This window comes from Peribacillus sp. FSL H8-0477 (genome assembly GCF_038002765.1).
Lineage (GTDB): Bacteria > Bacillota > Bacilli > Bacillales > DSM-1321 > Peribacillus.
This window is the reverse complement of record NZ_JBBODE010000001.1, coordinates 1960448-1979393: the sequence shown is the minus strand read 5'-3', so window position 1 is coordinate 1979393 and position 18946 is coordinate 1960448. Positions and strand designations below refer to the sequence as shown.

The 18946-nt window shown below is 38.5% G+C and carries 13 protein-coding genes; 9 read left to right on the top strand and 4 right to left on the bottom strand.

Annotation, left to right across the window (positions count from 1 at the left end):
* Window positions 1-154: 154 nt before the first annotated feature.
* A complete protein-coding gene (locus tag MHI18_RS10035) occupies window positions 155-2338 on the bottom strand; it encodes an N-acetylglucosaminidase (protein WP_340847214.1) in 2184 nt (727 codons plus the stop codon).
* Between the two features lie 359 nt (window positions 2339-2697).
* Here MHI18_RS10035 and MHI18_RS10030 point away from each other — a divergent pair, with 359 nt between their 5' ends.
* From MHI18_RS10030 to MHI18_RS10005, 6 genes are all read left to right on the top strand, one after another.
* The gene (locus MHI18_RS10030) at window positions 2698-4815 is read left to right on the top strand and encodes a CDP-glycerol glycerophosphotransferase family protein (protein WP_340847213.1); all 2118 of its coding nucleotides are present in this window, start codon (window positions 2698-2700) and stop codon (window positions 4813-4815) included.
* 184 nt (window positions 4816-4999) lie between these two features.
* The gene (locus MHI18_RS10025) at window positions 5000-5803 is read left to right on the top strand and encodes an ABC transporter permease (RefSeq protein WP_340847212.1); all 804 of its coding nucleotides are present in this window, start codon (window positions 5000-5002) and stop codon (window positions 5801-5803) included.
* Between the two features lie 13 nt (window positions 5804-5816).
* The gene (gene tagH, locus MHI18_RS10020; protein ID WP_340847211.1) at window positions 5817-6614 is read left to right on the top strand and encodes a teichoic acids export ABC transporter ATP-binding subunit TagH; all 798 of its coding nucleotides are present in this window, start codon (window positions 5817-5819) and stop codon (window positions 6612-6614) included.
* 145 nt (window positions 6615-6759) lie between these two features.
* Window positions 6760-7485 (top strand): WecB/TagA/CpsF family glycosyltransferase, encoded by a 726-nt coding sequence (locus MHI18_RS10015; protein WP_340847210.1) that lies wholly within the window; start codon window positions 6760-6762, stop codon window positions 7483-7485.
* A 269-nt stretch (window positions 7486-7754) separates the two neighbouring features.
* Complete coding sequence (locus MHI18_RS10010; RefSeq protein ID WP_340847209.1) at window positions 7755-8837, top strand: glycosyltransferase family 4 protein; 1083 nt, start codon at window positions 7755-7757, stop codon at window positions 8835-8837.
* 160 nt (window positions 8838-8997) lie between these two features.
* Window positions 8998-11997 (top strand): CDP-glycerol glycerophosphotransferase family protein, encoded by a 3000-nt coding sequence (locus tag MHI18_RS10005; RefSeq protein WP_340847208.1) that lies wholly within the window; start codon window positions 8998-9000, stop codon window positions 11995-11997.
* Between the two features lie 68 nt (window positions 11998-12065).
* Here the strand turns inward: MHI18_RS10005 and MHI18_RS10000 are convergent, their stop codons facing one another.
* The 3 genes from MHI18_RS10000 to MHI18_RS09990 form a co-directional block, all read right to left on the bottom strand.
* Entirely contained in the window at window positions 12066-12197 is a 132-nt protein-coding gene (locus MHI18_RS10000) for a hypothetical protein (RefSeq protein WP_340847207.1), read from the bottom strand.
* 452 nt (window positions 12198-12649) lie between these two features.
* Window positions 12650-13663 (bottom strand): LCP family protein, encoded by a 1014-nt coding sequence (locus tag MHI18_RS09995; protein WP_340847206.1) that lies wholly within the window; start codon window positions 13661-13663, stop codon window positions 12650-12652.
* A gap of 208 nt (window positions 13664-13871) precedes the next feature.
* Window positions 13872-14507, bottom strand: a complete 636-nt coding sequence (locus MHI18_RS09990; protein ID WP_340847205.1) for a YigZ family protein — start codon at window positions 14505-14507, stop codon at window positions 13872-13874.
* 665 nt (window positions 14508-15172) lie between these two features.
* Here MHI18_RS09990 and MHI18_RS09985 point away from each other — a divergent pair.
* The 3 genes from MHI18_RS09985 to MHI18_RS09975 all read left to right on the top strand — a co-directional run bounded on the left by MHI18_RS09985 (window position 15173) and on the right by MHI18_RS09975 (window position 18055).
* Window positions 15173-16321: a sensor histidine kinase gene (locus MHI18_RS09985; protein ID WP_340847204.1), complete on the top strand. Its 1149-nt coding sequence runs from the start codon at window positions 15173-15175 to the stop codon at window positions 16319-16321.
* 36 nt (window positions 16322-16357) lie between these two features.
* Window positions 16358-17038: a response regulator transcription factor gene (locus MHI18_RS09980; protein ID WP_340847203.1), complete on the top strand. Its 681-nt coding sequence runs from the start codon at window positions 16358-16360 to the stop codon at window positions 17036-17038.
* A 168-nt stretch (window positions 17039-17206) separates the two neighbouring features.
* A complete protein-coding gene (locus MHI18_RS09975) occupies window positions 17207-18055 on the top strand; it encodes a DegV family protein (protein ID WP_340847202.1) in 849 nt (282 codons plus the stop codon).
* Window positions 18056-18946 lie beyond the last annotated feature (891 nt).

Below are 18946 nucleotides of genomic sequence, written 5' to 3'. Positions count from 1 at the left end.
CAAATAAACAGTAAAAAAATTACATTGCTGGATTAAAATTATAAAAATTTCGGATAACTATTACAGTTTACTTGGTTTCTAGCTTGCATTCAAGAATATAGAAGGAATTGTCGAAAAAATATCCTCAGGCCCAATGCCTGAGGATCGAATCTAGTTAGTTATTATTCAAGTAATTTGGAATTTCCAGAGTTAAATTGTATTTGGACAACTGACTGTACATATTGGCAATCTGTACCGTTTGTTTTACTGCCCATCCAATATCTGATGCATATTGATGCGTGGCATACCCATTAGCGACCATTTTTTCAGGGTTCCAGCGCATTTTGTATAAGGTATTTTGTCCTGCATTGATGTAGCCGTTGCCGATAAATTTGGCACCGCCGATAATCGCCGCTTCCGGAGTAAACCAGCCTGCTGTATAAGCGTATTCGGAACCGCATTGTTCTGGGCATCTATCTACAGCACCGATGCCGTACATATTATAAACCTTCTTAGGTGTTACGGCTTTACCGTCCACTTTTGAAACCACTATTCCATTTGCTAAAGAAGAATTCCCATGACCTGTTTCAAGCAAAGCGTGGCTAATTAAATAGATTTCATTAATTCCGTACGTTTTTGCTGCTGAGATAAACGAACTAGCTTGTCCGCTTAAAATGCCTTTGTTTTTTAAAACGGTGCTGTTTAATTCATTTGCATTCGTTCCAGCAACAGAGGAAAGGTCTAGAAACTGATAAAAGGATGATGTTGTTTGTAAAAAATTCGTTGGATTTAAATAATATTCCGTTTGTACCGCAGTTGCTGATTTCCATGAACCAGAAGAATCAGTTTGCGGGTTAACTTTCATTTGCATCGCAACAGCTTGATCAATAGATAAGTCGTAATAAGAAACGCCTTTGACGTCATTTGCGTGGATATATCCGGTCACTTTTTTACCATTAACCGTCACCGTACATACAAACCAGTTAGCAGACAGCTCCCGGTAGCTGAGTACGGTCCGCATTTTATAGGTTTTTAAAACCTTAGAACTAACTGCTGCTTTTGAATAAATGTTTGTAGGACTCTTTAAAGCGAATCCTTTTAGAATTTGGCTAGAAGACCATGCGTCTTCAAGGTCTTTTGTTTTAAGATAACCTGTTGTTGCTTTTCCATTCACGTAAACCGTTACTTCATTCCAGTCCTTGGATAACGTTTTATATTGTAATACAGTTCCTTGTGCATATGTTTTTAAGACTTTCGAACTTTCAGCAGCCTTTGTATAGATGGCTGTAGGTTGTACAAGGCCAATCCCTTTGCTGCTTTCACCTCTATCAGCCAGCAATGGCTGTAGGTCTGCTTCCTTTATATAGCCTGTGTTCTTTTTCCCGTTAATAGTGACTGTTGCCTTTGTCCAGCCGGCAATAAAGGTCTCATAACTCAAAATGGAGCCTTGAACGTACTTTTTAAGTATCTTAGCTGTTTCAGATGCTTTAGCATAAACGGCTGTGGGTGCGGCTAAACCAATCCCTTTTTGAGCAATTGGAGAAGGTGTAGGTACCGTTACATCTTTTGCATCGATATAACCGGTAACAGCCTTACTATTTATATAAACGGTCGCTTGATACCAGCCAGTTATATAGGGTTTATAGGTTAGGTTAGAGCCTTGTGCATAAGTTTTGATTCCTTTTGAACCTGCAGAAGCTTTCGCATAAATGACCGTAGGGTTCTTTATAGCAACGCCTTTAATGTTTTGCGGATTGCTGACCGGAAGTTCAACATCATGTTTATAAATATATCCGGTTACAGCGACACCGTTGACATATACGGTCGCCTGATAAAAATCAGAATGGTTGCTTTCCGAGTATGTAAGCAGTGTACCTTGTGCATAGCTTTTTAATACGTTTGAGTTTGTGTCGTTTGTTTGGTAGATATTAGTTGGGCTGTTCAATGCAACACCTTTAATCGTTGCAGTTGCCACAGCTAGGGTAGACTTTTTTAAGCTTAGTGTAGAACTGGTCTTTTGCTGTGTTTCGATTTTCTCATCCATTGGCAGTGAGGGGTTCGTTGTTTCGGTGTTTTCACGAGTGGTAAGTGAACGGATGTAACCAACGATTGTTTCGTTGCTTTCATTATCTAAAAAGCTGATCTTTGAAAATTCTGTCCCTGATTCAAGAAGCGTGAATTCCATTTCACTAGAAATAGTTTGTAACATTTCTTTTCCTTCAGAGTCTGAATAAACATCCATTTGTGTGGGTGTTTCTGTGGTCTGACGATCAGCATCGTTCGCCAGAACCGAACTGGGGAGCGGAGCAACTGAAAACAATAAACTAAAAGCAAGTAATACATAAAGAGTTTTTTGCATAATAACCTCCAAATATTTTTCTTTAGGAAATAAAGGGTTTTACATAATTAATTGGGTATATTTCCATTAAATATCTTATCATAGGATAATAGTTTGTGTGACGAAAAATCTTTTTTGATTCTTTGTACCTACGAAACTATTGGATTATATAGGAAAAAGTATTGTGAATAATGATAATGTAAATATATAATAGAATAAATTAATTTAATCAATCGATTGATTAAGAGGGTTCAGCTCTTGATATGACTGACTTTAAGATGTGAAAAATAATGTAAGAATTATTTACTATTAAGGCGATAAAATGGTTCAAAGGATCTATTTTTAGATCAGTAAACCAAAGGAGAGAGGAAAACCGAAACATGGAAGCTGGGGCCTTAAAAAATAGAAATTTATATCACATTAGTTTTGAAAATGATATGTATACGATGGTTGTCTCTTTGAAGGAATCGTTTTTAAGAGATGCTGAGAGCTATTCATTTTTGATGGTCAATCGATTGACGGATGAAGAACGGACGATGGAAATAAGAGAGGTACGACCATCTGGAGAATTTCACCTGCTATACGTTGACATGTCAACCATTGAGTACATGCTTAAATCCATAGAAGGTGAAGTCTGGAATGTCTACATCTTGAGGCAAGTTGATTCCATTCCAATGAGAACGAGGATTCGAACGAGAGATCTTAAGTTGACTAGGCATGCAGCGGTTTTTTCGGGCAACCAAAAAATGCTTTACCCAGCAGCAACGAAAAAAGGGAACTTATCGTATTATGTCACTGCGTATAAGTTATTTGCCTCTATAGAAGAGATAGAGTTATTGAAACAAGGACAGTTTAGGTTTGCAGGCCATTTTCATTTTCCTCCGCTTTGTGTAGACAATGCATATATAATCAAACAGGTTCGGATACTGATTAAAAATAGTCTAAATGATGAAATCATTTCTTTACCGATTTCTTTTAACGAAGGGAAAGATTCAGAAACTACAGATTCGGGTAAGATGGTAAAAGAGTTTGGGTTTAGTGGTACCTTTGATGTCTTACCATATCTTGAATTACCGAATCAGAAGTTTTTTAAGTTCTATTTAGAGTTAGAATATGAGCAAAATGGATTTGTCGAAAGCATCCAAAGTTCTCGAATAAAAGCAACCATAAATAAGCCTTATAAAAATAAATTGATTTTAAAGCCAAACTCTGAAAAAATACAACTTAGAATAAAAACTACGAAAGATTCTAAGTTTCTTTCACTGAGTGTTGGAAAATACAACTTTAAAAAAGAGGTTAGTACTACTTTGAAATCAAAATGGGTGAAGTTCAGACGCAGTAATGTTCTGCAAAAAGTGTACAAAAAAATGTTTAAATTGTTGGGCCACCGCCCAGCTAATAAAAAGCTGGTCATGTTTGAAAGCTTTCTTGGCAAACAGTATAGTGACAGCCCGCGGGCAATCTATGAGTATATGGCGGAGCATCATTCAGATTATCGGTTAATCTGGAGTGTGGACCGAGCGTATTCTAAGATGTTTGAAGAAAAAGGAATTCCTTACGTAAGACGTTTTTCCGTACAGTGGCTATTTTTAATGACAGGGGCAAAATACTGGGTTAATAACAGTCGGTTCCCTCTTTGGATTCCAAAACCGAAGCATACGACTTATCTGCAAACCTGGCATGGGACGCCGCTGAAAAGACTGGCAGCAGATATGGAAGAAGTGCATATGCCTGGCACGAACACGGCAAAATATAAGGAGAATTTCCTTAAAGAAGCGAGTAATTGGGATTACCTGGTATCTCCAAATGCTTACTCTTCAGAAATCTTTGCCCGTGCCTTCCAATTTAATCGGAAGATGATTGAATCGGGTTACCCTAGAAATGATTACTTGCATCAAGCAAATAATGAAAAAACCATTCAAGCGTTAAAAAACAAATTTAATTTGCCGGAAGATAAGAAAATTATTCTCTATGCACCGACTTGGCGGGATAATCAATTTTATGCAAAAGGGAAATATAAATTTGATTTGGAGATGGATCTGAATCAAATGCGCGATGAGCTGGGTGATTCGTATATTGTGATCATGCGTATGCATTACTTAGTTGCAGAAAACATGGATCTTAGTCCATATGAAGGATTTGCCTATGATTTTTCACACTTAGAAGATATTCGTGAGTTATATCTAATCTCTGATATCCTCATGACAGATTACTCTTCTGTCTTTTTCGACTATGCAAATCTTAGAAGACCGATGATTTTCTTTGTGTATGACATTGAAGATTATCGAGATAATCTGCGCGGTTTTTACTTTAATTTTGAAGAAAAAGCACCAGGCCTGCTAACGAAAACTACAGACGGAATTATTGCTGAAGTCAAACGCTTGGAAGCAGCTGGATTTGAACTAGATGAATCATTTGAAGAATTCTATAATAAGTTTTGTTATCTTGAGTCCGGAGAATCAACAAAACGTGTTGTTGATGAAGTGTTTCAAGATTAATAGGATGAACCAGGCCTGTGAATACAGGCCTTTTGTTTGATAACATCGGGTTCTTGTGGATAATGGTTGTGAATAAAAAGTGGATTACGTATAATGACGTTGTGGCATGACCGCTAGGGTACGTGCCATCAATCTTGAAGAAAACAGATGTTTTTTTCAAAATTACCAGGAAGGACCACAATGAATGAGTTTTCTTACTACAGTTATTAAAGAACAGATACAGAATTTCTATCTTATACAGCGTTTATCGCTCTATGAAATGAAAAGTACAAATAAGAATAATTATTTGGGCATGTTATGGGAACTTCTTAATCCGGCGATTCAAGTTGTCGTCTTCTACTTTGTTTTCGGGATTGGGATTAAGCAAACTGATGATATAGGTGAAGTACCATTTTTTATCTGGATGATTATCGGCCTGCTTGTTTGGTTTTTTGTTAATCCTTCCATTACTCAAGGTTCAAAGGCGATTTACTCGCGAATTAAAATGGTTTCGAAGATGAATTTTCCTTTAAGTGTCATTCCTACCTATGTGATTATTTCTAAGTTTTATCCACATGTGGCACTGATTTCTCTTACAGCAATTGTATTGCAGTTTACAGGGTATCCAATATCGATTTATTTTATCCAGCTCCCTTATTTCATGCTTTCAACGGTGATTTTTTTGATTGCTTTGTCCTTAATTACATCGACGCTTTCTACGATTGCCCGTGATGTACAAATGCTCGTTCAATCGCTGATGAGAGTTCTTCTCTATGTCACACCAATTCTTTGGTCTCCATATTTACACTTACCAGATTGGGCATTAACATTAATGATGGTTAACCCGCTATTTTATCTGATCGAAGGATATCGGGCAGCTCTGCTTGGTGATGGTTGGTATATCTGGAGTACGTATTCCCTTTATTTCTGGGGAGTTGTAGTGGTTATGTTGTTGATTGGTTCGGCCTTGCACGTGAAATTTAGGAAGCACTTTATTGATTTCTTATAATGGAAGTGAGCGAATGACAAAATCAGTAGTCGTCAAAAATGTGACGAAAAAATATAAATTATATAAAAACAACTCGGACAAGCTTAAAGATGTTTTTCTTTCAAAAGAGTATGGCGAAGATTACTTTGCCCTGCGCAATGTCAGCTTTGAAGCTGAAAAAGGAGATATCATTGGGTTTGTCGGTGTCAATGGTTCCGGAAAATCCACTCTTTCCAATATTATTGCAGGTATCGTACCTGAAACCAGCGGTGACATTGAGATTCAAGGGAAAACGGCACTCATTGCGGTGGCGTCTGGTCTGAATAATCAGTTGAGCGGCCGTGAAAATATTGAACTTAAGCTGTTAATGCTTGGTTTCAATAAACAAGAAATTACGGAACTTGAACCAGGTATTATTGAGTTTTCTGAACTTGGGAAGTTTATTGATCAGCCAGTTAAATCGTATTCAAGCGGGATGAAATCACGGCTTGGTTTCGCGATTTCAATCCATATCGATCCAGACGTGATGATTATTGATGAAGCATTATCTGTCGGTGATAAAGCTTTTGCAGAAAAATGCCTCGATAAAATGAATGAATTTAAAGAACAAGGTAAAACAATGTTCTTTGTCAGTCATTCACTTGGACAAATGAAACGATTCTGTCAAAAGGCACTGTGGCTGGAATATGGAGAAGTTCGGGCGTTTGGTCCAATCTCCGAAGTTATGCCGCAGTATGAGAAGTTCTTGAAGGATTATAAAGCCATGAACGACCTCGAAAAGAAAAAATACCGGGAAGATCAGATGGCAAAACGCAGCCAGGCACAAGTATAAAAAGGAAGCTGTCTCAGAATCGAGGCAGCTTCTTTTTATGGACGGACAGCAGGTACTGCAGAGAAAGTAATATATTATTTATTTGTATACACATTCCCTGTAAGATAGTTATAGAATATTTGGACAAGAAGAAGGGCAGATAATTATGAAACAACATATTGTGGATGTTTTATCCATTCCTTTTATCAACACAACGAAGGACCAATTGGTAAAGGATATGAATCAAAGAATCAGCAGAAACGAAAAAACATTTGTTGTTACGGCAAATCCAGAAATTGTGGAGTATGCAAATGCACATCAAGAGTACAAAGATATTTTAATGAATGCCGATTATATTGTGCCGGACGGAATCGGCATTATTATGGCTTCCAAACTGATGAAACAACCATTAATAGAGCGAATTACTGGTTTTGATCTTTTGCATGATTTGCTTAAGTTGGCAGATCAACATGCATACAGAGTCTATTTTCTTGGAGCCGAACAGAATGTGATTGAAAAAGCAGCGGGGATTCTTCAGAGAGACTATCCGAACATGACCTTAGCTGGATATCATCATGGCTATATCTCAGTTGATGACGCAGAGCTGGCGGCTTCTATAGCAGCTGTGAAGCCTGATATTATCATTACGGCACTAGGCTTCCCTAGACAAGAAGAATGGGTTACACTTCATAACCCGCTGTTTGAGAAGGGTCTGTTTATGGGAGTCGGGGGCAGCTTCGATGTGATTGCAGGAAAAGTAAACCGGGCGCCGGCCATCTGGCAGAAGTTAAACCTAGAATGGATGTATCGGCTCATTCAACAGCCATCACGCTGGAAACGGATGCTGGTACTGCCCAAATTTGCCCTTAAGGTGTTAAGTAAGCGTAAGTGAAACCTATCCAATACTCTTTACGTCTATTATTTTGAAAGGGATTTTCACAAACAGGTTTCTTTCAATTGAGTATGGGTATAGGTATCAGAGACTAATAGGTCTGTTTACAAAAATAGGTTATTATTTACAAATAACGGGATTTGGGAATATTTTTATAGAGATTTACGAAGAAAACATATATAATCTGTAAGTAAGCTTGAAATAAAAAGACGAGCAGTGCATATTTTTTTTTGCATTCCGTTTTTATCCTAATTTAAGAGGTGGGTTCTATGCTGGCAGTGGCCTTGTTGACAGCATTTATTTTGTCAATAGTGCTGACACCGTTTGTGGGCAGACTGGCCTTTAAATGGGGCGCTACTGATAAACCAAATGAACGTAAAGTACATGTGAAGATTATGCCGCGTATGGGCGGTTTAGCTATATTTATAAGTTTCTTAGTCACCTTTTTAATGACGTATTTCCTTTTTGGTAATGAGCTTGCGCCAAGTATGAGCGTTGCTCCATTTATTATAGGTGCACTCATTATTATTTTAATAGGAATATTTGATGATATCTATGAACTACGGGCTAGTGCCAAGTTCTTGGGACAAATCGTCGCTGCACTCATTATTGTGATTGGCGGCGGAATCGAAGTAAGCTTTATTAACCTTCCGTTTGAAGGTCAAATTCATTTTGGCGTTTTAAGTATTCCAATTACGGTTATTTGGATCGTTGGAATCACGAATGCGATTAACCTGATCGATGGGTTAGATGGTTTGGCTGGAGGCGTTTCATCCATCGCTTTAATTACCGTTGCCGTTATGGCAGTGATTAAAGGTGATATGTTCGTAGCAACGATTGCGTTAATCGTAACAGGAAGTACACTTGGATTTCTTAAATATAATTTTCACCCTGCTAAGATTTTTATGGGTGACACGGGCTCGATGTTTCTTGGCTATATCATTGCCGTTCTCTCCCTGTTGGGATTCAAAAACGTAACAATGATTTCGTTAATCGTTCCGATTATTATTCTAGGTGTGCCCATTTCAGATACCTTCTTTGCCATTATTCGTCGATTGGTAAATAAACAACCTATATCTGCACCAGATAAATCACATTTACATCATTGTTTTATTAATCTCGGATTTACGCATCGTCAAACAGTTATTCTAATTTATGCACTTGCTGCAACCTTTGGGTTAGCTGCGATTATTTTTTCGTATGCGACCATCTGGGGTGCGCTCCTGCTGATTTCAATTCTATTAATTACGATTGAAATTATGGTTGAAAAGCTCGGATTGATCGGCGAGCATTATCAGCCGATTTTAAAGATGATAAATGGTAAAGGTACGAATGCAAAAAATAAATCCTAATACACTTTAAAGTACCTCCAGATTGTATGATATATACGAGTGGAGGTTCTTTTTTCACGCGTGGTTACCGAAACACCTAGAGTTAATAAACCGAAGATTATTAAAGGAGGCACCTACAATTAGTACGCTCACTAAGTTCGCCAAACGCCTTAAGAAAAAGTTGAAAAGAGTCTATGGAAAAAAACTTCAGGATTTAAAGGAATATGTTATTCATCATTATCTGCCGTATGTGGAAATGGAAAAAATGGTCGACCAAGATGAAATGATTTCATTCCAGATTGAAGTCCGCAAGAAATACGCGGGTAAAAACAGCAGTCGTCCTTTGACCTTATTGTTCAGAAATAGAAGCAAAGAAGTTGTCTATACGCAGACAGGCTCTGTTATGGAAACAAGACAGGACAGCATTGTGTATCTTTTCGAAATTACCAAAAGTGATATCTATTTTGAAGAAAGCAGACGGAGCTATGATCTTTTTGTTGAAATTGGCAAGAAGCTGTTCAATGTCCGTCTAGATGAAGAGTTTGGCGAAACGACTTCACGTCCATACTTTGAAAATGACCATTTTGTCTTTCAGCTCCGTTATGACCGACACCGCAGGGCGTTTTTTAAAGTGGGTTATAAGCATGACATCGCAACCATCTTTGATATACCAAATATGGTAAAACAAATCGATTTCGATGGCCAAGAACTGATTGTTCAAGGGAAAATTCATCATGAGTTCTTTGTTAAGGAATATCCAGAAGCACGTTTCTTTTTTGTGTTAAAGAAAAAGAATGGTTCGTACCTTAAGGCACCTATGCAAATTGCCAATGAGGATTTCGCTGCTGCCCTTAATATTGAAGACTATTCCTTCTTCCCAAAGGGAAAATGGGATGCTTTTATTATGGCTGATTATGATTATCATGAGTATTTTTATCCTTGTTATGTCAGAGAAAGTAATGAGTCTGCCTATAAAAAAATCTTCCAACTTCCATGGTACCGTGAAGCGATTCGCTATAAATCGTATGCCATTAATGGAAAACTGCATGCTCGTACATCCTATATGGCGATTACGACTTCAAACGTACAGTATAATTTTTCAGAAACAGCGCTTGAACTAAATCTTGATTTTGAAAAAGAGCAATTTCAAAATTATATTCCTGAAGATATTACGGAAGTCTCTCTTCGTATCCGCCAACGTGATGCTAACAGTTATTTAACCGTTCCTTTCACGTACAATGTGGAAAACGATAAGATGAAACTTGAGGCAATCATTGATTATGAAGCCTTCGGTTTTGATACGAATGAACGAGCAACGCGCTGGGATTTATATATCAGCTACCTTAAAGACGGTTTCTATTATAATTACCGTTTGAAAATAAATAATGCTACAGAAATTCCTGTCTTAGAAAAACATACCTTCTTTAACGAAGATGATTATTACTATTGCAGCTTGTATACAACGAAATATAAGCGTCTTTCCTTTGTCTATGCCCGTCAGCCGTTTAAAAAGCATATCGACAGCTATCAGGTTAAAGACGGCCAACTCTTCATGCAAGGGATGACTCACTTTGAGACAAATAAAAACACGGATTCATTCCAATATAATTTGTCGATGGTATTAGAAAACCGTGCAACTGAGGACGTGCTGGAATTCCCGGTAACTGAAGGGGCAATGAACGAGAAGGGCGAAAAGCCATTCCATTTCTCTATTCCTTTTGAAGATATGAGTCCGCTTGTCACTCAATTTAAGGATATCCTGGATTTCTATATCGTAATGAAGGGCGGTCCGGTGACAAGAAAATTAAAGCTGGGCTTACACCAATATGATTATTTCAAGGATGATGTGTTGGCAACTTTCAATAAAGAAGAAGCCGATCATGTAATTGAATACCATATCACAACGACACCTAAAGGAAATCTAAAGCTAGAAAGCTTTATGTACGAACAGGATCAATACGCAGAAATTCAAGAATTTGCTGAAAAAGAAACAAATGAAGACATCTGGTTAGTCGGTGAACGTCCGGATACCGCTCAAGATAATGGCTATCAATTCTTTAAATATATGCGCGAACATTACCCTGAAAAAGAAATTTATTATGTCATTGAAAAGGGCGCGCTCGACAGCGAACGTTTGAATGATCCAGAACACGTGCTGTATATAGGCAGCCGGGAGCATATTCAGAAGAGCTTGCGTGCATCAAGATTAATTGGTACGCATGATCTCGATTATATTCTGCCGTTTAAGGGAATTAAAATTAAAAATTACCGCAATGCACAGAAGGTCTTCCTTCAGCATGGAGTATTAGGTCGAAAAAATGTCGAGTATCATAAGAAATACTACCGTTATCCTTTCGATTTGTTTATCGTGTCATCGGGTCATGAAAAACGGATGGTTAAGCGTAAACTCGGCTATACGAATGAAGATGTCATTGTAACTGGACTGTCACGCTTTGACCGCCTTCAGGAAAATCATCAGCCTAAACGGGAGATTTTATTAATCCCAACTTGGCGTGAATGGATCATTAATGAAGACCGTTTAATGGAATCATTGTATTTCGAGAAATACATGAAATTCCTTCAATCCGATGAATTGAAACAAATCCTTGAAGAAAATGATTTGAAATTAAACTTCTATCCGCATTATCGGATGCAGCAATATATCATTGAAAATGTGTCATTTGATAACCCAAGAATTCATTTAATTGAATTAGGGACAAAAATGGTACAAGACCTCTTGAAGGAAAACAGCTTAATGATTACAGATTATTCATCTGTATCGTTCGATTTCACCCTTCTAGGCAAGCCAGTGATTTATTACCACTTTGATCAAGATGTATTCTTCGCCAATGGAATTTTAAGGCCTATTGAAGAAACGTTCCTAGGTGACATTGTCTACACTCAACAAGACTTGCTCATGAAGCTTGAAGAGGTCGTTAAAGAGAATTTCCGTGAACGCTCTGACGTCGTTTCCAGGAAGAAACTGATCTTCTCGTATCAAGACATGGAAAACAATCGTCGAATCCTAAGCCACATCCTCAACGAACCACTTGAAGAGGACGAAAACAACGACCCTGACCATATCCCAATGACAGACTTAAACACATCAGATCAAGAAGAAGAAAACGACCAACCAGACACAGAAAAAGACGACGAAAAAGTACTAGTCAGCAAATCCTAAACAAAAGGGAGTCTCCATATTCGGAGACTCCCTTTTTTAGGTTGAAGGAGATAGGTCGCTATGACCTGTTAGGTCTGTTTTTCCTTCGGTTTCACCGCGGCTACCTTTAATCGAGGGTGCTTTGGACGGGGTATCCACTCGGCTCCAGGCCTAAAGGCTTCCGTCATATCCTTAATTAATGCTTTCTCCCATTTCTTCATAGTTCCCTCCAATCATTCCTTATACTAATTTTACCATTAATCAAATGCCAAACCAGAATAACTGAACGAGCATAATCAACGTGAATAAGGGAAGAATAAAACCAAGTTAGGGAAGAATAAAATTTCAGTACGGGCAGAATGGCAGATGGCAGTACTGGATCCCGCTAAAAGTCTAGTTTTGGAGCAAAGCTGAAGCATGTCTTGCCCAAAATAGTCATCAAAAGAAAAACCCTTCAGAACCAAACCCAAAAGAGAAAGATACCCTTTTTTAAAAGCCAAACCAGACAAATTGAACGGTTATAGAGCCAGGATCTTCTAAGGGAGAATCAACATGAATAAGGAAAGAATAAAACCAAGTTAGGGAAGAATAAACTCCAGTACGGGCAGAATTGAGACCCGTTTGGAGATACAAAAAAAAGGCTGCCCATATTTTTATGGGCAGCCTTGATCTGTTAGTTGGTGTAGGTTTCTATTTCATCTGTGGTGGTCGTGTTTTTGAGATTCATGTGAGACTGTAGTGTTTGTTTGGTTTCTTCGACGGAAGTTGGGTCTAACTCGTAGTAATAGGTTCCGCTCGTTGTGTTATCTGTACCTTCAAGTTTGACGGATTCGATATCTAGACCTTTGTCGGTTGTTACATATTCAATGAAAGATTTCATTTCACTGAATTTAAGGTTTGTGGTCATGTTGTCTCCAATAGCTTCAATTACATCGGTATATTTTGATACGGCACTGACTGAAGTTCCTTTGGCCACAATTGCTTTGAGAATTTCTTGTTGGCGTTCTCCGCGCTGGATATCACTATCCTGCTTACGAGTACGTGCAATAGCTAAGGCTTCTTCACCATCAAGGGTTTGCAGGCCAGGTTCTAAATGAATCGCGCCCTTTTTATCGTTGGAATCCATTTCGTTGATTTCGTAAGGGACATTAACGTCAATACCCTCTAATGCATCAACGACATCAATAAAGGCGTTAAAGTTCATTCTGACATAATAATCAACCGGGACATCTAATAGCTCCTCGACTGTTTCAATTGTTGATTTTGGTCCTCCGAAAGCATGTGCTGAGTTTATTTTTGACGTTGTATCTCGTGAAGGAATATATACATTCGAGTCACGAGGAATACTCACGAGTTTAATTGATTTCTGTTTTTTATTGAAAGTAGCAAGCATCAACGCATCTGAACGGGAGTTACCTTGGTAATTTCGCTCACTGCTGTCATCCACACCAATAAACAATATGGATATGTTGTCTGCCATGGGATTAACGGCACCATCTCGTTTAGAAGATGTACCAACTGATTCATAAGATGCATCAAATATATTTTGAGCTTTCGTATATAAAACGGCTGCATACGAAGAGGCTGCTAGAACTAGAATCAATATTGGAATGAAAAATAAAAGAGCTTTTCTTCGTTTTTTCCTTCTAGTTTTTTTCACTTTATATACACGTCTTCTAGTAGACATTGTTTCTTCTCCTTTAAAAGTCATTCCATAGAATGTCATTTTCATAGTATAAGAATATAAGTAGTTTAATCATTCCGACTGTGGGGTAATAATTATACCGAATTATATTCTACCTTGATTTAATCAATGAGTAAAATAAATCTCTCTTTTTCATGTGGAAGTTTACTGGTAAAAATACTAAAGATAGGAATAGTTGAAGGAGAAACGATTAAGCCTTACTTTGTTCAAGATATTGAGTGTCTGTTTCTGTAAGCTCTGCTTGTCCGTTAGTCAGTTCTGTTATCCAGTTAGAAAATGTTTCGACGAGGTCTTCTTTTACAAAAGTAAGTACAGAAACTTTTTCAAGATATTGAATGTCTTTAATGAGATATGTTGATGCACGTAATTCATTTTCAAGCTTACCAAGCCAATGATACTCAATTTGAACGTTCATTACTTTCATAAGTGTACGTTCAACGATACCTGCAGCGTTAATTCCTTCAGATGCTGATCGGCTGTATGCACGAATTAATCCGCCTGCACCGAGTTTTATTCCTCCAAAATAACGTGTGACAACAACAGTTGTATCCTTCAGTCCTTTTTTGCGAATCACCTCAAGAATCGGGATACCTGCTGTGCCGCTTGGTTCGCCATCGTCAAGTGCTTTTTGGATCTGATCACGTTCCCCGATTAAGTAGGCTGAACAATTATGCGTGGCATCTTTATGGCTTTTTTTAATGGAGGCGATAAATGCTTGAGCCTCTTCTTCGGTCTCAGTACGTGAAATATGAGCAATAAAACGTGATTTATCTATAATAATTTCATGAATGGCTGTTCCCTTTACCGTTAAATACTCAGAGAGCATCCTTTGTCACCCTTCCGTTCGTTTGTTTCATTTAGTATAAGGCTTAGGGATTATACGAGCAAATCAATTTTGCTGATTATCCTATCCGTAATCAAACCGTAAGAATATGTATTGGTATCTTAACATAATGTAAGTTTTCACATGATATAATGAAAGAATTCCTATATATATTGACTTAGTTACATATGCTTAAAAGAATATTTTCCGTAAAAATCAATCAATTTTTTTCGACATTTGATTTCAGTTACTTATAAAACCCAGTAATACCAAGGGTTTCAACGTTTGCCAAATTTAAAATAATTATCTTTATCGACTAATTATGATTTATCCTTCGATTTGCTTGTTTTATACATAATGCATTAGGATAATAGAATAGACTAGAACTTTCTAGTAAGTTTAAAAATAGGAAGATTCTATCCGATTACAAGAAAATTCGACAAAAATAGCTGAACAATATTTAGTTAATGATGTAATGTACGTTCTTTTGATACAATTCGAATAGTAAGTGTGTAAATTGTAATGGTTGGCTATTGGAAATGACAAGAACTGATCAAGTAGACAGGATGAGACATTTCTAATAATGAAAAGGAATGAAATAAGTGTACATAAACCGACATATAAAAACTGATGCAGTGAAAATTGTTGGTGCAGGTGGAGGGGTCTCTATGTCCATGAAAAAAGTCGATGTTAAAGCATTGGACATGATATTAGAAACCATGATTAGCACTGTGGGAAGCAGTAAAGATGATATCTTTGAAATTGAAGAACAATGCCGAAAAGATTATGAATCAATGGCAAAAGAACTGGAGCAAATTCGCGTCAGAGTTGGAGATGTGATTGAGGAAAGTGACATCTTGGATACAAAGGCCAGATTTGCTAGGAAGCGTTTGTCTGAAGTGAGTATGCACTTTGATAAGTTTTCTGAAGAACAAGTTCGTGATGCCTATGAACGAGCCCATAAACTACAAGTAGATTTGCAGATGACTCGTCAGTTAGAAAGGCAGCTTCGTGATCGGCGTGACGATCTGGAGAGAAGACTAAAGAGTCTTTTACAAACAATCGACCGGGCAGCTCATCTTGTTTCTCAAATATCTGTGGTGTTAAATTACCTAACGAGCGATTTGAAATTTGTTGGGGAGGCACTTGAAGATGCTAAAAGAAAACAGGATTTCGGTTTAAAGATTATTGAGGCACAAGAAGAAGAACGAAAAAAACTTTCCCGTGAAATTCATGATGGTCCAGCTCAAATGCTTGCTAACGTGATGATGCGTTCGGATCTGATTGATCGAATTTACCGAGAACGTAGTGGTGAAGAAGCTTTAGCAGAGATTCGTAACCTAAAAGTAATGGTACGAAACGCACTTTATGAGGTTCGCAGAATTATTTATGATTTAAGACCGATGGCGCTGGATGATTTGGGACTGATTCCTACCCTCAGAAAATATCTGCAAACAACCGAAGATTATAATACGGGTGTTCATTTAAGTTTTATTAATATTGGTGAAGAAAAACGCTTGCCATCTGACATGGAAGTCGCTTTCTTCCGATTGGTTCAAGAATCGATTCAGAATGCTCTTAAACATGCAAAACCGCAAAATATTCAGGTCAAGCTTTCAATTGCCGCTGAGCTCGTAATGGTAATGATAAAGGATGACGGAATCGGCTTTGATTCTTCAATCCAAAAAGAAGGTTCATTTGGATTAATGGGAATGCGTGAACGAGTTGAACTGCTCGAAGGAGAGCTAACGATTGATTCACATCCTGGTGTAGGCACACTTGTGTGTATCCAGGTTCCATATAAACAAGAAAATTAAAAATAGAAGTACCAAGGAAACAAGGGGGCGTCACATTTGAAAACAAATATTATTATTATTGACGATCATCAACTTTTTCGTGAAGGTGTAAAACGCATTTTAGATTTTGAAGCGTCATTTGACGTAGTAGCAGAGGGCGATGACGGAAGTGAAGCAATGGCCTTAGTTGAGGCCCATCACCCTGATGTAGTGATCATGGACATTAATATGCCGAGGATTAACGGAGTCGAGGCAACTCGTATGTTAATCGAACGCTACCCAGATACAAAAGTTATCATTCTTTCTATTCATGATGATGAAAACTACGTAACACATGCACTAAAAACAGGTGCACAAGGGTATCTATTGAAAGAAATGGATGCAGATGCGTTAGTAGATGCAGTTAAAGTAGTCGCAGACGGCGGCTCTTACTTACATCCTAAGGTAACCCATAATCTTGTTCAAGAATATCGCAGACTGGCTATGGAAGAACATTCTGGTAACGAGCGTTATGCACCGGAGATCAGAAAGCCATTGCATCTGCTTACACGCCGCGAATGTGAAGTACTTCAGCTCCTTGCTGATGGTAAAAGTAACCGCGGCATTGGTGAAACACTGTTCATTAGTGAAAAAACAGTGAAGAATCATGTGAGTAACATCCTTCAAAAAATGAATGTAAATGATCGGACTCAAGCTGTTGTTCTTGCAATTAAAAACGGCTGGGTTGAAGTGAAATAATAGATTGATTGATAGAAGTCGCCTTTCCCTGTGGAAAGGCACTTTTTTTTGCTTAATAAGGAGAGTATTTCCACAAACTTATTAATGCAATTGGGAATATTTTCAGCTATGATAGAGGTCAGCCCATTTTTGGGAAAAAGATATCGGAAATGAGGATGATAGACGTTTATGAAGACGGCAATTGTTACGGATAGTACTGCATATATTCCTAAAGATATTAGAGAACGATTAAACATACATATGGTCCCGCTTAACGTTATCATTGGCAAAGAGGCTTATCGAGAAGAAATTGATATTACGGCAGATGAATTTTATGAAGAAGTGAAAAAGGTAGAGAAGCTTCCAACGACTTCACAGCCATCGACCGGACAGTTTATGGAAAGATTTGAAGAATTGAAGCAGGACTATGATGCAATCATCAGCATTCACCTCTCAAGTGGAATCAGCGGTACTTATCAGGGAGCGATTTCAGCAGGGGAATTGGTGGACGGGATAGACGTTTATGCATTCGATTCAGAACTGAGTTGTCGTGTTCAAGGCTTCTATGTTCTTGAGGCAGCTCAGATGGCTCTGGACGGAAAAGAGCCGAAAGTGATTATTGAACGCATGAATGAAATCAAAAAATCGTTAAATGCCTTTTTCATGGCCGACGATCTAAGTCATCTTCAGCGAGGCGGTCGTTTGAGTGCAGCTGCAGCTCTTATTGGCAGTGTACTGCAAATTAAGCCGCTGCTTCACTTCAAAGACAAAGTCATAGTCCCTTTTGAAAAGATTCGCACACGGAAAAAAGCGATGAAACGGATTGCTGAACTGCTTGGCGAGGCGATGAAAGAAGACAATGGCCAATACAAAGCCGTCATCATTCACGCAAAACGCGAAGCAGAGGCAATCGAATGGAAAGCCGAACTACAGGTTCAGTACCCAGAAGTCGAATTCGACATCAGCTACTTCGGACCTGTCATCGGCACCCACCTAGGCGAAGGCTCTATGGGCATGGGCTGGTATAAAGTAAACTAACTAAACTGAACGTCCCGCTGAAAGTGGCGGGACGTTTTTTGAGTTTTAGGGGGATTGAGTGGTTTGCACAGAAAATTTGGAGTTTTGCACAGTTAATCGAAAGTTCTGCACACAAATCGAGGTGAAGTGCACAGAAATAGGAAAGTTCTGCACAGTAATCAGACTGAAGTGCACAGTAAATCCTAGAAGCGCCACATAAAACTTCCAAAAGCGCTCCAACTGAGCAAGAAGCTTGCTCTAAACAAGGGAATCCCAGTTTAAAGTAACGCAGAGTCGACCGCATTCCCTCGAAAATGTTGTCGGCCAGGCGGTTTAATCCAGAAAGTGTATCATTCTCTAGCGAAGTTGGGATTCTAAATCGAGATGCTTTTTAGATACTCCATTTGGGCAAGCACATCCCCGCAGCTGTTTTGGCGATCCGCACATCTAAATGGCAATTTCGCACACGAATTAGCCTGAAGCGCACAAAAAATTCTAAAAGCGCACACGAATTGACCTGAAGCGCACATAAACATCCCAAAAGCGCTCCAACTGGGGACGAAGCCTGCTCTCAACAAGGGAATCCCAGTTCAAAGTAAGGCCAAGATGACTCTATTCCGTGATAAAACGTTAGCTGCAAGAGGTTTTGTCCAGAAAGTGTATCATTGTCTAGTAAAATTGGGAGTCTAAAATCAGATGACCTTTAGATACTCTATTTGGGCAAGCCCATCCCCGCAGCTGTTTTGGCGATCCGCACATCTAAATGGCAGTTTCGCACACAAAATGAGCTGAAGCGCACAAAAAATCCCATAAGCGCACACGAATTGGCCTGAAGCGCACAAAAGATCCCAAAAGCGCTCCAACAGAGGAAGCAGCCTGCTCTAAACAAGGGAATCCCAGTTCAAAGTAACG

What these genes read in the sequence shown, in the direction of transcription:
- MHI18_RS09975 (WP_340847202.1), top strand. Translation starts at nt 17,207, where the DNA reads ATGAAGACGGCAATTGTTACGGATAGTACTGCATATATTCCTAAAGAT.
- MHI18_RS10000 (WP_340847207.1), bottom strand. Translation starts at nt 12,197, where the DNA reads ATGAAGAAATGGGAGAAAGCATTAATTAAGGATATGACGGAAGCCTTT.
- MHI18_RS09985 (WP_340847204.1), top strand. Translation starts at nt 15,173, where the DNA reads ATGTCCATGAAAAAAGTCGATGTTAAAGCATTGGACATGATATTAGAA.
- MHI18_RS09990 (WP_340847205.1), bottom strand. Translation starts at nt 14,507, where the DNA reads ATGCTCTCTGAGTATTTAACGGTAAAGGGAACAGCCATTCATGAAATT.
- MHI18_RS10015 (WP_340847210.1), top strand. Translation starts at nt 6,760, where the DNA reads ATGAAACAACATATTGTGGATGTTTTATCCATTCCTTTTATCAACACA.
- MHI18_RS10010 (WP_340847209.1), top strand. Translation starts at nt 7,755, where the DNA reads ATGCTGGCAGTGGCCTTGTTGACAGCATTTATTTTGTCAATAGTGCTG.
- MHI18_RS09995 (WP_340847206.1), bottom strand. Translation starts at nt 13,663, where the DNA reads ATGTCTACTAGAAGACGTGTATATAAAGTGAAAAAAACTAGAAGGAAA.
- MHI18_RS10035 (WP_340847214.1), bottom strand. Translation starts at nt 2,338, where the DNA reads ATGCAAAAAACTCTTTATGTATTACTTGCTTTTAGTTTATTGTTTTCA.
- MHI18_RS10030 (WP_340847213.1), top strand. Translation starts at nt 2,698, where the DNA reads ATGGAAGCTGGGGCCTTAAAAAATAGAAATTTATATCACATTAGTTTT.
- tagH (WP_340847211.1), top strand. Translation starts at nt 5,817, where the DNA reads ATGACAAAATCAGTAGTCGTCAAAAATGTGACGAAAAAATATAAATTA.
- MHI18_RS10025 (WP_340847212.1), top strand. Translation starts at nt 5,000, where the DNA reads ATGAGTTTTCTTACTACAGTTATTAAAGAACAGATACAGAATTTCTAT.